Source organism: Yersinia mollaretii ATCC 43969, from assembly GCF_013282725.1.
GTDB classification, from domain to species: Bacteria; Pseudomonadota; Gammaproteobacteria; order Enterobacterales; family Enterobacteriaceae; genus Yersinia; species Yersinia mollaretii.
Window position 1 is genome coordinate 4,090,534 of sequence record NZ_CP054043.1, and the last position, 14,549, is coordinate 4,105,082.

The following is a 14,549-nucleotide window of genomic DNA, read 5'->3' on the forward strand; positions in this document are numbered from 1 at the left end:
ACCCATGAATGAATTCCAACCTTTAGCAAGCGCCGCCGGTATGACCGTCGGCCTTGCCGTTTGTGCACTGGCCCTCGGTCTGGTTCTGGCGATGCTGTTTGCCGTCTGTGAATCATCGCGTTTGAAAGTTGTCAGTTATCTGACGACCGGCTGGGTCACCCTTTTACGCGGGCTACCCGAGATTCTGGTGGTTCTGTTTATCTATTTCGGCTCCTCTCAGTTGCTGATGATGCTGTCGGACGGATTTACCCTAAATCTCTATCTATTTGAGCTACCGATTAAGCTCAATATTGATGATTTCGAGGTCAGCCCATTCCTGTGTGGGGTGATAGCCCTCGCCCTGCTCTACTCAGCTTACGCTTCGCAAACTTTACGTGGCGCGCTGAAAGCTGTCCCGATTGGGCAGTGGGAATCTGGGCAAGCACTGGGTTTGAGTCAAGCGGCGATCTTCTTCCGCCTGATTATGCCGCAGATGTGGCGTCATGCATTACCGGGCTTGGGCAACCAATGGCTGGTGCTGCTGAAAGATACCGCATTGGTGTCGCTAATCAGTGTGAATGACCTGATGCTGCAAACCAAAAGCATTGCCACCCGAACTCAGGAACCGTTCACTTGGTATGTGATTGCCGCGGCAATCTATCTGGTCGTGACCCTGTTAAGCCAGTACGTGCTCAAATGGATTGAACTCCGCACCACGCGTTTTGAACGGAGCCCATCCTGATGCTGGAATACTTACCCGAGATCCTAAAAGGGCTACATACCAGCCTGACGCTGACTATCGCGTCCTTATTCGTGGCATTGGTGCTATCACTGCTGTTTACCATTGTGTTGACACTGAAAACACCGATTATCACACCGCTGGTCAAAATCTATATCACGCTGTTCACTGGTACTCCTCTGCTGGTACAGATCTTTTTGATCTATTACGGCCCTGGGCAGTTCCCGGCTATCCGTGAATATCCGTGGTTATGGAGCTTGCTGTCACAACCATGGTTGTGCGCAATGATTGCACTGGCATTGAACAGCGCGGCCTATACCACTCAGTTGTTCTACGGAGCCGTCCGCGCTATCCCATCAGGTCAGTGGCAATCCTGCGAAGCGCTGGGGATGTCCAAAGCCCAATCTTTACGCATCCTACTGCCATTTGCCTTTAAACGTGCACTCTCATCCTATTCCAACGAAGTGGTGTTGGTGTTCAAAAGTACCTCATTGGCCTATACCATTACATTGATGGAAGTAATGGGTTATAGCCAACTGATGTATGGCCGTACCTATGACGTCATGGTCTTTGGGGCTGCCGGGATTGTGTATCTGTGCGTGAATGGCTTGCTGACGTTATTGATGCGGGTGGTGGAGCGCAGAGCATTGGCGTTTGAGCGGCGGAATTAGGGGGAATCCCCTATCCCCGTAGATTGGATCAGGGTTCGGTTGATATTCGTTCAGACTATCAGTTCGGTTGACATGAGATCGGTGTTCACTTTGCCTCCGATGCCTCAACCGCCAATGGGGTTACAAGCGCGTAACCCCCTTGGAACCCCTGCGCTAGCGCACGTATCGCTTGCCCACTTCGTGGGTGCCCTCGCTCAAATGTGCTTTTAACTTCAAGGTCAAAACCACGGTTTTGATTTTGCCTTTCTCTTTTGATCTTAAGCGCTGAACGACTATCACCCGAAACCTGATCCGATATCCAACAACCGAACCAATCATCCCCCTCTTCTCTTAAAAAAATAAAAAAACTAAATTTTTAATCACATTACTTGCATATAAATTCATAAACTGGCAATGTAAATGCCATCAGTTATCCAAATAAATCGCGATAACAAATCACTAGTAACAATAAAATCAATAACTAATAGCACATTCTATTTATAAAATTCTGACAGGAGTTTAAGCATGAAAAAGTTATTATTGGCAACAATCTTAAGTGGTATGGTTTTCAGTGCTACCGCAGCGGAGACTATCCGTTTTGCCGCCTCAGCCACCTACCCGCCATTTGAATCAATTGGTGCCAATAATGAGATTGTCGGCTTTGATATGGATCTGGCAAAAGCATTATGTAAGCAAATGGAAGCCAACTGCACATTCACTAATCAAGCCTTTGATAGCCTGATCCCAGCACTTAAATTCAAACGTTATGATGCTGTTATCTCCGGTATGGACATCACGCCGGAACGTAGCAAGCAAGTCGCCTTCACCCAACCTTACTATGCCAACTCAGCCATCGTGATCGCCCCAAAAGGCAAGTTCAGCTCTTTTGCTGATCTGAAAGGCAAGAAAATTGGGATGGAAAACGGGACGACGCATCAGAAATATTTGCAAGATAAGCACCCTGAAATCCAAACCGTGGCTTATGACAGCTATCAAAATGCCATTATTGACCTGAAAAATGGCCGTATTGATGGGGTATTTGGCGATACTGCGGTAGTGAATGAGTGGCTGAAAACCAACCCGAATCTGGCGTCAGTGGGCGAGCATGTGACTGACCCGCAATATTTCGGGACGGGTCTGGGGATTGCTGTGCGCCCAGATAACACCGCACTGCTGGAAAAACTAAATAAAGCCATTGATGCGGTGAAAGCTGATGGGACATATAAAGCCATCAATGATAAGTGGTTCCCTCAATAATATTCTGCATACTTGAAGTCGTAGCCAACACCGCTGCGGCTTCAAGTACGAAGGATAAGTAGTATAAGGACTTCATAGTGGGCTGTGTGCGGAAACAGATCAAACAACTGCACCCGCTCAATACGATACCCCGTTAACCTACTGATATCTTTCGCCATTGTCTCTGCATTACAGCTTGAATAGAGAATGAATTCAGGCGCCATCTGAGCAAGATAATCACAGAGTTCAGCTCCCATTCCGCGCCGTGGCGGGTTAACTAATACCAATTGCGGTACTTGTGCTTCTGCGGTGGCAAAACGGGTGGAGTCCAACGCGGCAAAACTGACATTTTTTAGCCCTAGTTGATCCGCTGACTGGCGTGCACAGGCGATGGCTTCGGCGCTGATTTCAATCCCAGTGAGCTGAGTCTCTGGCCCCGCGCAATGTAAACCAAAGCCCCCCACACCGCAGAACAGATCCCACATGCTACTGATGCTCAACTCGCGTACCCATTGCCGTGCCGTGGCATAGAGCGAGGCTGCAACTTGCGGATTTGTCTGGAAAAAACTTTGCGGGCGGATAAACAGTGGCACCTGATTAAACTGCTCAGGTAGCGCCTGCTGCTCAGTCAGGGGGATCTCTCGCTCCCCTTCCAAAATCGCCATATGCACCGGCTGAATATTGGCCGAGATCACCGCCAGTTGGGGCAATTGTTGCTGTAACCACGGCAACGCCGCCTGCAATTGCGCCAGTTTGGTTTCAGAGCGCAAGACAAAGCGCAGCATCAACTCGCCGCTATAGGTGCTTTCAGTCAATAACAGGAATTTAAGCTCGCCGCGCTTGCGGGCAACGTTATAGGGTGTCAGGCCTGCGTGGGCGATAAAGGTTTTTAGTACCGTAAACACGGGCGCAAAAGTGGCGGGATAGAGTGGACAGTCGCATAAATCAACGGCGGTGCCGTCGCGATGCAACATCCCCAATAACGGGCGCTCAACACTGCCACTGACTACCATCTTCGCTTTATTCCGAAAAGCACTCTCGCGCCCGAAAATCGGCGTTAGCCATTGAGTCACAGTGTGACCCGCCAACAGATCTTCCAAATGATGTTGTTTGTCAGCCAGTTGCTGCGGATAGGGTTTATCCAGCCACTGGCAGGAACGGCAGCGACCCGCCGTATACTGAGCGCAATGCATTAATAATTGACCGTTATAATCTGAGACGTTAAATAATTCGCAGCCGAAGCTGTTGGTGGGGGCGAATTGTAGCACTGTGTTGCGCTAAACACTCATTTTGCGTGGTGGAAATAGCGATGCCAGGGGAAAAATAACAAGCCGATAATCACAACATCAGGAATTTTTTGCAGCAAGAGACTATGCAGGATTTCAGCACCGCTATCGCCCTCGACACGGAAAACATCCAGTACCAGCCAATCAAGTGAAACTATCAATAGGTAGAAAATGATGAGTATCTGGCAGAGCAGATAGCACCAGCGCGCCCAGTTCTGCCGACGGCAGACTGCCACGCCGCAGACAATTTCCAGTAATAGCAATAAGATACTGGCGACTAAGATCAGAGCGGAGTCCCAGCTTTGCAGGTTTTCATCAAGAAATTCACTCGTGCCCCCCCACCCCAATTCAGCCACCAATAGGAGCACGCCGAGAAATTGGGTGGCAATGATGGCCGTTCCGGCAATTAAAACCGGTACAGGAGTAGTTGCTGAAGATGAAAACGCTGAGGATGAAAATGGTAATCTCATATTGCCCTGTCTGTATCCCTGTTCAGTTATCTACAACCTGATGTTATCCCTCACAATAACGCCGCTCGAAAGCGGCGTCAAAGTAAGAGAAAGACTAACAGTTTTAAGGGCGATCAGCCATTAATTAACAGCCAACTATTGATTAACAGTCAACTGCGAGCCGCTTTACGCAATTCACGCAGTCGCTGTTTTTCTGAACGGGACATAAACCACCATGCAATTAAGCCGATGATGCCAACCACCAGCAGAATCAAGGTCGCCAGCGCATTTATCTCTGGATTAACCCCCATCCTTACACTAGAGAACACCAGCATCGGTAATGTGGTCGCCCCCGGCCCGGCGACAAAACTGGCAATCACCAAATCGTCCAGCGACAGGGTAAAGGCCAGCAACCAGCCGGAAATTAATGCCGGAGCAATCATCGGGACAGTGATCACAAAAAACACTTTCAGGGGTGTGGCCCCCAGATCCATGGCCGCCTCTTCAATAGAGCGATCTAGCTCACGTAAGCGCGAACTGATCACCACTGTCACATAGGCAGTACAAAAGGTGACATGTGCCAGCCAGATAGTGAACATGCCGCGCTCTGCGGGCCAACCGATGGCGTGCCCCATGGCGACAAACAACAGTAGCAGGGATAAACCGGTAATGACATCAGGCATGACCAGCGGCGCAGTCAGCATAAAAGCGAAACCGGTAGAGCCGCGAAAACGCCCGAAACGCACCATCACGACAGCCGCAATCGTCCCCAACACTACCGCCATGGTGGCGGAGGCAGCAGCGATAGTCAGACTCAATCCCACGGCTGATATCATTGCTGAATCGTTAAACAGTTCGATATACCAGCGGATAGACCAACCCGCCCAGACGGTGACCAGTTTTGAGCTGTTGAATGAGTAAATGACCAGCATCAGCATCGGCGCATACAGGAAGGTATAACCGATAATCAGGATCACCCGACGCCAGACCGACCGTACTTCCGGTAGGTTGTTCATACCGCGCCTCCAGACTCTCTATTTTGGTGTTTGTGGAACCAAAGTATCGGCACAATCAGCAACACCAACATTACCGTTGCCACCGCTGAAGCCACCGGCCAGTCGCGGTTATTGAAGAATTCTTGCCACAAAATACGGCCAATCATGATGCTATCCGGCCCACCGAGCAGTTCAGGGATAACAAACTCACCCACCGCCGGAATAAACACCAACATGGAACCCGCGACAATCCCGCCTTTGGTGAGCGGCATAATGACACTGACAAAGGTCTTAAAGGGTTTAGCACCCAGATCCGATGCCGCTTCCACCAACGAGTAATCCAGTCGGGTGAGTGCGGTATAGATAGGTAGCACCATAAACGGCAGATAGGAATAGACCACGCCAATATATACCGCCAGATTGGTGTGCAGAATAATTAGCGGTTGATCGATAATCCCAGTCCACATCAGGAAATTATTCAAAATGCCGTTGTTTTTCAGGATGCCCATCCAGGCATAAACTCGAATCAGGAATGATGTCCATGACGGCAAAATCACCAGCAGCAATAAGATATTGCGTGTAGATGATTTGCTGTGGGCGATAGCCCAAGCCAATGGATAGCCGATAATCAGGCAGCAAATTGTTGAGACTGCCGCCACTTGCAGTGATTGCAAATAGGCATCGATATAGAGTGGATCTTCGAGCAGTTGCAGGTAATTACCCAGATTCAGCGAGATATCCAGCTTGCCATCCAGCCAAGTCATCAAATCGGTGTAGGGCGGTACAGCACGGGCCATCTCAGCCAAACTGATTTTGAACACAATCAGGAATGGCAGCATAAACAGCAGAAATAGCCATAGATAAGGCATGGCGATGACCAGTTTACGGCCATGTGCCATCTGGAAACGTTGTATCAGTGCCTTGATTGGCCCAACAGCCCGGGCCGGCGGCTCTGCTGCGCCATGAGTGGATTCTGGTATCACAATATTTAGCTCCCAAAGACCATTAGCTGCTCAAGACCACGCAGCTGTCAGCATCCCAGCACAGTTGCACTTCATCGCCCCAAGTGGGCATCCCTTTGCGGTAGCGATGACCATTTTGCAACTGTGCACTCAGCATCTGACCGCTATGGAGTTTGACGTGATAGATCGAGAGATCGCCCAGATAAGCAATGTGTACCACTTCGCCCACCGCAAAGTTGCAGCCATCTTCCGGCACCTGCTCGCACAGCATCACTTTTTCCGGTCGCAGAGCAACAAATACCGGAACGCCGTCAACCACCGAGGCATCAGAATCCACTTTTAGCGGATGGCGCAAACCGGGGCTGTCGATGACCAACGCATCGTCCAACCGCTCTTTTAATACCCCCTCAAACACATTGACTGAGCCAATGAATTCAGCACTAAATCTGCTGTTCGGGTGCTCATAAATCTCTTCTGGCTCACCAATTTGCACAAATTTGCCACGATTCATTATGGCAATGCGCCCCGCCATGGTCATGGCCTCTTCCTGATCGTGCGTCACCATTACACAAGTGGCCCCGACTCGCTCCAGAATATCCACCACTTCCAGTTGCATCCGATCGCGCAACTTTTTATCCAGCGCACCCATTGGCTCATCCAGCAGCAGCAATTTTGGCCGTTTCGCCAAGCTGCGCGCCAATGCGACACGCTGACGCTGACCACCGGATAACTGGTGTGGTTTGCGTTTGGCGAACTCTTGCATGTGCACGAGCGTCAGCATCTCAGCAACCCGACTTTTGATCTCAGCCGAAGGCATCTTGTCTTGCTTCAAACCAAACGCAATATTTTGCTCAACAGTCATATGCGGGAACAGCGCATACGACTGAAACATCATGTTGATCGGACGCTGATAGGGCGGCACGTGGGAGAGATCCTGCCCATCAAGGACTATCTGCCCCTGTGTTGGCTGTTCAAAACCGGCCAGCATACGCAGCAGGGTGGATTTGCCACAACCTGAAGCCCCCAACAGCGCAAAGATCTCACCTTTGTAGATGGTCAAATTGACATCATCTACAGCGGCCTGACCATCAAAGGATTTGGTTAAGTTGCGGATCTCCAGCAAGGGCGTAAACACCTTCTGGGATTTGGGCTGCGGGCGGGGAATTACATCATTCACTCAGCGTGCTCTCCGTGAAAGCAGAACAGGCCGCATTCTCAGTGCGGCGCAATAAAAAACAGGAACAGAGAGATAACCCCCTGTTCCTACCATGGTCTATTTTACTTTCCCATCAATGAATTATTTACCACTTTTCACTTTTGTCCAAGCCCGGGTGATCACACGATCAATTTTCGGTTCTTGTACTTTCAGCGTGAACATTTTAGCGCGCACCTCTGCCGGTGGATAAATACCGGGATTATCACGGACTTCAGCATTAACCAGCGGTGTCGCGGCTTTGTTGGCGTTAGCATAGAACACATGGTTACTGATATTCGCAATCACATCAGGGCGCATCAGGTAATTAAGGAACTGATAGGCTTCATCCTGATTTTTAGCATCAGATGGCATTGCAAACACATCAAAGAAAGCCAATGCCCCCTCTTTTGGAATGCTGTAGGCCACATTCACGCCATTTTTCGCTTCTTTAGCACGATTAGAGGCTTGCATGATGTCCCCCGCCCAACCGACAGCCACACAGATGTCGCCGTTCGCCAGATCATTAATGTACTGTGAAGAGTGGAAATAACGGATGTTCGGCCGCAATTTCAGTAATAATTCCGTTGCAGGGCCAGTGTAGTCGGTCGCCTGAATACTGTTGGGATCTTTACCCAAGTAATTCAGTACAGTAGCAAAAATCTCACTTGGCGCATCAAGGAACGAGACACCGCAACTTTTCAGCTTCTCAAGATTTTCAGGTTTCAACACCAGATCCCAACTGTTTACCGGTGCATCTTTTCCTAACGCGGCTTTCACTTTTTCGACGTTATAACCAATCCCCGTGGTTGCCCACAGATAAGGGATCGCGAATTTATTATCGGGATCGTGCTTGCTGACGAGTGCCAATAGCTCAGGATCGAGATTTTTATAATTGGGTAATTTACTTTTATCTAGCGGCTTAAATACGCCCGCAGACAATTGGCGTTCAAGGAAACTGGCTGACGGCACCACTAAATCAAACCCAGTGCTCCCTGCCATCAACTTACCTTCCAACACCTCGTTGGAGTCAAACACATCATAGACAACCTTAATGCCGGTCTCTTTCTGGAAATTAGCCAGCGTATCCGGCGCGATATAATCGGACCAGTTGTAAACGTGCAGTGTTTTTTCCTCAGCAGATGCTGAGACGGACGCGGCCATTAATAGGCCAGCAGCAACACCCGATAACCACTTTTTACGTTGGGTGAACATCCGTTAACTCCTCCAAATAGGGGGTGAAATAGTACGCTAAATTTGTACCCGATCGGATACAACACCGTTACCCTGACAAGAGCCAATGGCCACAAACACCGAGTGCATGACTATGCATTCGGTGTGATTATTGTCCTAGCAATAATAATCACTGTTTTTGTGGGGGAATATAATGCCCCTTGCAGAAACAGCAGCATAACCGCAGTTCGCAATCTGCACCAGACTCTAGGGTAAAAAACGCCTTTTATCGATTTTTTATGCATATTTTATCTATGTAATGCGCCACCAACGGTATAAACGGCGATAAATATCTGGCTAAATAGGGTAAAAAGCAGAAGATCTTATGGTTTGCAGGGGGAATAGCTTTGTGCCGCCAGAGTCAGCGGCACATTGAATGAAGGTATATTAGTGGATAACGGGATAAGCGGTGGCTGTTTGCGGTGCTTCGTCCTCTTCGCCAGTACCAATAAACAGCAGATCATTGGCGCGTGCTTCGAGAATAATCATCGAAATCTGCTCTTCACACTGCTGCATAAAGTAGCCAAACTGGGCCAATGTCACCCCCACTTCTACCGTCAGTGATTGGCAGACAATCAGTTTCGGCAGATTATCATCCTGAATATCAATAAAGGCTTTCACCGTCAGAGAGCTAGCATTGATTTGACTGAGATCCGCCACTAATGGAATCAGTGCCGTCGGTCTGACTTCGGCCAACGCCGAGAACAGGATGACGTTATCAACCAAATCGATTTTGGCATCAAACACACCCTCAAAATTTTGCATATGCGGCAAATGCAGCGCCTGGCAGGAATCGCATTCATAAAATGAGATACCGAGTTGATCCAGCCAACGCCGTAATAAGGTTAAGTCCGGGACGATGAGTGAATCCATAACTACCTACCTCACGATTCTCATAATACGAAAAGTGGCATAGCTTACGGAATATTGGCCGACAGCGCCATGACCAATCCCGACTAATTTAATGCCCTGATTAAGACTCATTACTTATCCGACTCAGATTTATTCTCTTTTTCGGATTGCACTTTATCCAGCTCTTTCTTGGTTTGTGGCCGAGATATTCTATCGGCGCTCCCTAATAATGGACCAAATCCACTGGCTACGCGCCAAACAATACAGACTGCCGCAGGGATCATCAGGCCGATCCCGATAAAAATCATAATAATCGCAACAGCCGGTGTGCCCATCGTACCCGGCAATGATATAAAGTCATTGATACTAAGGTAGGCGGCAACCAGTAACAGCATCCCCAACACTTCTGAAATAATCACAATACGGGGCATATCTCCTAACGAGCGCATCTTTACCTCCGATAGGCTCTGTACCCTTGAAACTGAAGCCGCAGCGACGTTTGCTGCAACTCGAGGTTCCTTGGGTATATATAAACATTGACCCAGTGTATTGAATCCCCACAATTTGTAACAGTACCGAGAAGCAAATAGGCAGGATTTATCATATCAACAGGTAATTCCTGCTTTTTTTTCACCACGCCAAAGGGCATAGTAGACCCCAGTGAGAGTGAGCAATACGCTAGTAGTCATTTAACAGTTGAATATATCAGTAACTGTTGGCGAAGTGATTATCTCAAATTAATCAAGGAGTTTTACATGTTTGCTGTGATTTTCGGGCGTCCTGGATGTCCTTACTGTGTCCGTGCTAAAGAACTGGCAGAAAAACTGGAAACTGAACGTGACGATTTTAAGTTCCGTTACATCGATATCCATGCTGAAGGTATCACCAAAGCTGATCTGGAAAAAACTGTCGGCAAACCGGTAGAGACCGTGCCACAGATTTTCATTGATGAGAAGCACATTGGCGGTTGTACTGATTTTGAAGCCTATGCTAAAGAAAATCTGAGTCTGTTCCAGTAATTGATTGGCAAAGAGCCTATACGCGCTCAAGCCATCTAGATGAGTTTATCTGAGAAAGGGTGTTAAACACCCTTTTTTATTGGCGCAAGGGTAGAGTCAGACAGTAAAAATGCTACCGACAAGCCGCATCACATCTGCAATTAATAGCACATCACCCCACCTTTAATCTGCAATTAAGCATTTACCTCTGGCAACATCAAACTTCCCGCTTACTACTGGCTGTCTCGCAGCAGACAGATTAGAATAAGCCCGCTATCGCCTCTTTTTATGTCTTGTTTGGCGATAACTTTTTAGAATTTAATGAATTGTGTCGCTCTACCTCTAGACCAAGAGCGTGTGCATCGTGAATCATCTGGGCTAATAGAAAGTCATACCTGTGAATATAAACGTCGCAAATTTGTTAAACGGCAACTACATCTTGCTGTTATTCGTAGTTTTAGCGCTAGGATTATGCCTAGGAAAACTGCGGTTGGGGCCGATCCAATTAGGTAACGCTATTGGTGTGTTAGTGGTATCACTGTTGCTAGGGCAACAACACTTTACCATCAACACAGAAGCGCTGAATCTGGGCTTCATGCTATTTATTTTTTGTGTCGGCGTTGAAGCTGGTCCAAATTTTTTCTCTATTTTCTTCCGCGACGGCAAAAACTACCTGATGCTCGCCTTGGTCATGGTGGGCAGCGCAATGATTTTGGCGCTGGGGCTGGGTAAGTTATTTGGCTGGGATATTGGCCTAACAGCCGGGATGCTTGCCGGATCAATGACTTCCACACCCGTATTGGTTGGTGCAGGCGATACATTACGCAGTACCATTGCAAATAATCCGGCACTACAACACGCCCAAGATAACCTGAGCCTCGGTTACGCCTTAACCTATCTTATCGGGCTGGTCAGCCTGATTTTAGGTGCCCGCTATCTGCCCAAACTTCAGCATCAGGATTTGCCCACCAGCGCCCAGCAAATTGCTCGCGAGCGGGGCTTGGATACCGATAGCCAGCGAAAAGTCTATTTACCCGTGATCCGCGCCTATCGCGTTGGCCCAGAGTTGGTTGCATGGGCAGATGGTAAAAATCTACGTGAATTAGGGATTTATCGCCAAACCGGTTGCTATATTGAGCGCATTCGTCGTAATGGCATTTTGGCGAATCCAGACGGTGATGCGGTGCTGCAAGTGGGCGATGAGATCTCACTGGTGGGTTACCCCGATGCTCATTCCCGCCTTGACCCCAGTTTTCGTAACGGGAAAGAAGTGTTCGACCGCGATCTGCTGGATATGCGCATTGTGACCGAAGAGATTGTGGTCAAAAACAGCAATGCGGTCGGCAAGCGGCTCAGCCACTTAAAACTGACCGACCACGGTTGTTTCCTTAACCGCGTGATCCGCAGCCAAATCGAAATGCCGATTGATGACAATGTAGTATTGAATAAAGGTGATGTGCTGCAAGTCAGCGGCGATGCGCGACGTGTCAAAAGTGTGGCAGAGAAAATTGGCTTTATCTCCATTCACAGTCAAGTCACTGACCTACTAGCTTTCTGTGCATTCTTTATTTTGGGGCTGATGATCGGCCTGATTACATTCCAGTTCAGCAACTTTAGTTTCGGGATTGGTAATGCCGCTGGCCTATTAATGGCCGGGATCATGCTCGGATTTTTACGTGCCAACCACCCTACTTTTGGCTATATCCCGCAAGGTGCGCTGAATATGGTGAAAGAGTTTGGATTGATGGTCTTTATGGCTGGCGTCGGATTAAGTGCAGGTGGGGGTATCAATAGCAGTCTGGGTGCTGTCGGCGGCCAAATGTTGATTTCCGGCCTGATTGTCAGTCTGGTACCCGTGGTTATCTGCTTCCTCTTTGGCGCTTATGTATTACGCATGAACCGTGCCCTGCTTTTTGGGGCCATTATGGGAGCACGAACCTGTGCACCCGCCATGGATATCATCAGCGACACAGCGCGCAGTAACATCCCAGCGCTAGGCTATGCGGGCACTTATGCCATTGCAAACGTATTATTGACCCTAGCAGGCTCGTTGATCGTCATTGTCTGGCCGGGAATATTAGGTTAATGCACCAAAAGGGATATTCAGGGCAAAGCTAAACATTCTTTTATACTTTTTTCATTTCCCCAGAACTTTCTGACTAGACTGGGGTCTGAATTAGTGCCACTGCTTTTCTTTGATGTCCCCATATTGAGGAGCCCGATAGTCCCGCCTTCTTAGGTTCAAGACTAGTCGGGTTTTTTCTTGCCTGAAATTTGAGTCCTGTCGCTCTCTCCCCCTCTTATCCTCCCTTAAGGCTTTCTTAAGACAAAATTATTACAGTAAAAACACTCCCTACTTCCTGCTCAGGTTATTTCGTGAAGACCAGCAAGCCTATGCCCCAATCTAAGAGCGTCACACTGACATTAAATAGTGCCTCAACAACACCAGTAATTAGGACAAAGCCTCTTTACTCGTTGCCACTAACCTTCTATTTTTGGCAGGCTTTTGGGTTGATGATCAGTGGATTACTCTTTCTCTGGCTATCTCGTAACGAGCAGCTGGATTGGTTTATCAGCAATTATTGGTTTGATCCCGTTGGGCAGAATTTTCCGCTGGAACATAATTACTGGCTAGATTTACTTAATCACCGATTATTGAAAATCACCATTATCAGCGCTGCCGTGGTCACCTTGTTATGGGGTCTTTATCGCCGAAATGGCCGAATAGTGACCAGCATGTTGCTGTTTGGGGTGGGTCCGTTGGTCATCGGCATCCTAAAAGCCACCAGCGCACACTCCTGCCCTTGGGATCTGGTGGAGTATGGCGGGAAATCCCTGAGTTATGTGCTGATGGAGAGTCCCCCTGTCGGGGCAGGTCCCGGTCACTGCTTTCCCGGTGGCCACGCCTCCAGCGGCTTTGCTGTCATGGCGCTGTTTTTCCTGTTTTATCCAGAGCGACCTCGGCTGGCGACCCTATGCTGGTTCGCTGGTGTCAGCCTAGGTATGCTGATGGGATTTGGTCAAGTTATGCGCGGAGCACATTTTCTGACTCACAACCTGTGGGCGGGGTGGTGGGTATGGCTTAGCCAGTTGACTCTGTTTTGGATGATTAGCGGTTATTACAGCCGTGATTAAAGGTACAGAATAATGGAACAAATGAATTACTTTTTCTTTTCCATGATAAATGCGACTCCCGCATCATCGCCATGGATGATTTCTTTTGCGACCTTCATCGCACGCGATTTGATCATGATTGTTCCTGTGTTGCTGGTAGCCTTGTGGCTATGGGGACCGAAAAACACCATGGAATTACAGCGCACCGTAGTGAGCAAAGCCGCCATTGCCCTCGCTTTCTCCATGCTTTCAGCCGCCTGTATTGGTATGCTTTTCCCTCACGATCGGCCTTTTGTGGTGGGTTTTGGTTATAACTTTCTGAGTCATGCCCCTGATAGCTCATTCCCGAGCGATCACGGCACCGCTATTTTTACCGTCGCCTTAGCCTTTGTTTTTTGGCATAAAATCTGGTCGGCTATCACTATGATGGGGGTCGCTATCGCCATTGCCTGGTCACGCGTTTATCTGGGTGTCCACTGGCCTTTAGATATGGTAGGTGCTTTCATATTGGGAATTATCGGTTGTCTATTTGCTCAGTTGGTGTGGAATTTGTTCGGAGACGCTATCTCCAGTGGCATGAAGCGCCTTTATCACCTGAGTTTTGCCTTACCTATCAGTCGTGGATGGGTCAGAAGTTAGCAACACTCCGTTATTGATCTCATATTGCCGATTTAGCCCAAAGATCGGCACTATCCTCGCTTTCCCTTCAATATTAAAAGTACTGTAAAATCAATTAACTAAAAAATAACCAGCATCATGCCTCATCATGAATGTTATTTAAATAACAAATCACATTATAATTAGTGAGAATTGTCTTTGTTTAATCCTTATTATGTTATTATTCTAACAATAGAATCCACTTAC

The 14,549-nt window shown here is 48.3% G+C and carries 15 protein-coding genes; 7 read left to right on the forward strand and 8 right to left on the reverse strand.

Annotated elements, in window-relative coordinates; genetic code table 11:
* Positions 1-4 precede the first annotated feature (4 nt).
* From artQ to HRD69_RS18190, 3 genes are all read left to right on the forward strand, one after another.
* Positions 5-721 (forward strand): arginine ABC transporter permease ArtQ, encoded by a 717-nt coding sequence (artQ, locus tag HRD69_RS18180; RefSeq protein WP_004873713.1) that lies wholly within the window; start codon positions 5-7, stop codon positions 719-721.
* On the forward strand, positions 721-1,389 hold the full coding sequence (artM, locus tag HRD69_RS18185; RefSeq protein ID WP_032813130.1) for an arginine ABC transporter permease ArtM: 669 nt from the start codon (positions 721-723) through the stop codon (positions 1,387-1,389). The genes artQ and artM overlap by 1 nt, the downstream gene beginning before the upstream one ends.
* A 504-nt stretch (positions 1,390-1,893) precedes the next feature.
* Complete coding sequence (locus HRD69_RS18190) at positions 1,894-2,625, forward strand: arginine ABC transporter substrate-binding protein (protein ID WP_004873711.1); 732 nt, start codon at positions 1,894-1,896, stop codon at positions 2,623-2,625.
* A 41-nt stretch (positions 2,626-2,666) separates the two neighbouring features.
* On the opposite strand, the gene rlmC is transcribed toward HRD69_RS18190, so the two are convergent.
* The 8 genes from rlmC to HRD69_RS18230 all read right to left on the reverse strand — a co-directional run bounded on the left by rlmC (position 2,667) and on the right by HRD69_RS18230 (position 10,022).
* Positions 2,667-3,797: a 23S rRNA (uracil(747)-C(5))-methyltransferase RlmC gene (gene rlmC, locus HRD69_RS18195; protein WP_032813170.1), complete on the reverse strand. Its 1,131-nt coding sequence runs from the start codon at positions 3,795-3,797 to the stop codon at positions 2,667-2,669.
* A gap of 92 nt (positions 3,798-3,889) precedes the next feature.
* Positions 3,890-4,360: a YbjO family protein gene (locus HRD69_RS18200; RefSeq protein ID WP_004873709.1), complete on the reverse strand. Its 471-nt coding sequence runs from the start codon at positions 4,358-4,360 to the stop codon at positions 3,890-3,892.
* Between the two features lie 149 nt (positions 4,361-4,509).
* Positions 4,510-5,355 (reverse strand): putrescine ABC transporter permease PotI, encoded by an 846-nt coding sequence (gene potI / locus HRD69_RS18205; RefSeq protein WP_048619859.1) that lies wholly within the window; start codon positions 5,353-5,355, stop codon positions 4,510-4,512.
* Positions 5,352-6,317 (reverse strand): putrescine ABC transporter permease PotH, encoded by a 966-nt coding sequence (potH, locus tag HRD69_RS18210; RefSeq protein ID WP_004873706.1) that lies wholly within the window; start codon positions 6,315-6,317, stop codon positions 5,352-5,354. Before potH ends, potI begins: the two co-directional genes overlap by 4 nt.
* A gap of 22 nt (positions 6,318-6,339) precedes the next feature.
* On the reverse strand, positions 6,340-7,473 hold the full coding sequence (potG, locus tag HRD69_RS18215; protein ID WP_032813128.1) for a putrescine ABC transporter ATP-binding subunit PotG: 1,134 nt from the start codon (positions 7,471-7,473) through the stop codon (positions 6,340-6,342).
* Between the two features lie 120 nt (positions 7,474-7,593).
* A complete protein-coding gene (potF, locus tag HRD69_RS18220; RefSeq protein WP_004873703.1) occupies positions 7,594-8,703 on the reverse strand; it encodes a spermidine/putrescine ABC transporter substrate-binding protein PotF in 1,110 nt (369 codons plus the stop codon).
* 405 nt (positions 8,704-9,108) lie between these two features.
* Complete coding sequence (locus HRD69_RS18225) at positions 9,109-9,594, reverse strand: type III secretion system chaperone family protein (protein WP_004873702.1); 486 nt, start codon at positions 9,592-9,594, stop codon at positions 9,109-9,111.
* A gap of 110 nt (positions 9,595-9,704) precedes the next feature.
* The gene (locus HRD69_RS18230) at positions 9,705-10,022 is read right to left on the reverse strand and encodes a YbjC family protein (RefSeq protein WP_032813127.1); all 318 of its coding nucleotides are present in this window, start codon (positions 10,020-10,022) and stop codon (positions 9,705-9,707) included.
* 306 nt (positions 10,023-10,328) lie between these two features.
* Between HRD69_RS18230 and HRD69_RS18235 the strand changes: the two genes are divergently transcribed.
* The 4 genes from HRD69_RS18235 (at position 10,329) to ybjG (ending at position 14,324) form a co-directional block, all read left to right on the forward strand.
* Positions 10,329-10,592 (forward strand): GrxA family glutaredoxin, encoded by a 264-nt coding sequence (locus HRD69_RS18235; RefSeq protein ID WP_004873700.1) that lies wholly within the window; start codon positions 10,329-10,331, stop codon positions 10,590-10,592.
* A gap of 376 nt (positions 10,593-10,968) precedes the next feature.
* Positions 10,969-12,657 (forward strand): aspartate:alanine antiporter, encoded by a 1,689-nt coding sequence (locus HRD69_RS18240; RefSeq protein ID WP_032813125.1) that lies wholly within the window; start codon positions 10,969-10,971, stop codon positions 12,655-12,657.
* Between the two features lie 389 nt (positions 12,658-13,046).
* The gene (locus HRD69_RS18245; RefSeq protein WP_004873698.1) at positions 13,047-13,706 is read left to right on the forward strand and encodes a phosphatase PAP2 family protein; all 660 of its coding nucleotides are present in this window, start codon (positions 13,047-13,049) and stop codon (positions 13,704-13,706) included.
* A gap of 12 nt (positions 13,707-13,718) precedes the next feature.
* On the forward strand, positions 13,719-14,324 hold the full coding sequence (gene ybjG / locus HRD69_RS18250; RefSeq protein ID WP_032813123.1) for an undecaprenyl-diphosphate phosphatase: 606 nt from the start codon (positions 13,719-13,721) through the stop codon (positions 14,322-14,324).
* Positions 14,325-14,549 lie beyond the last annotated feature (225 nt).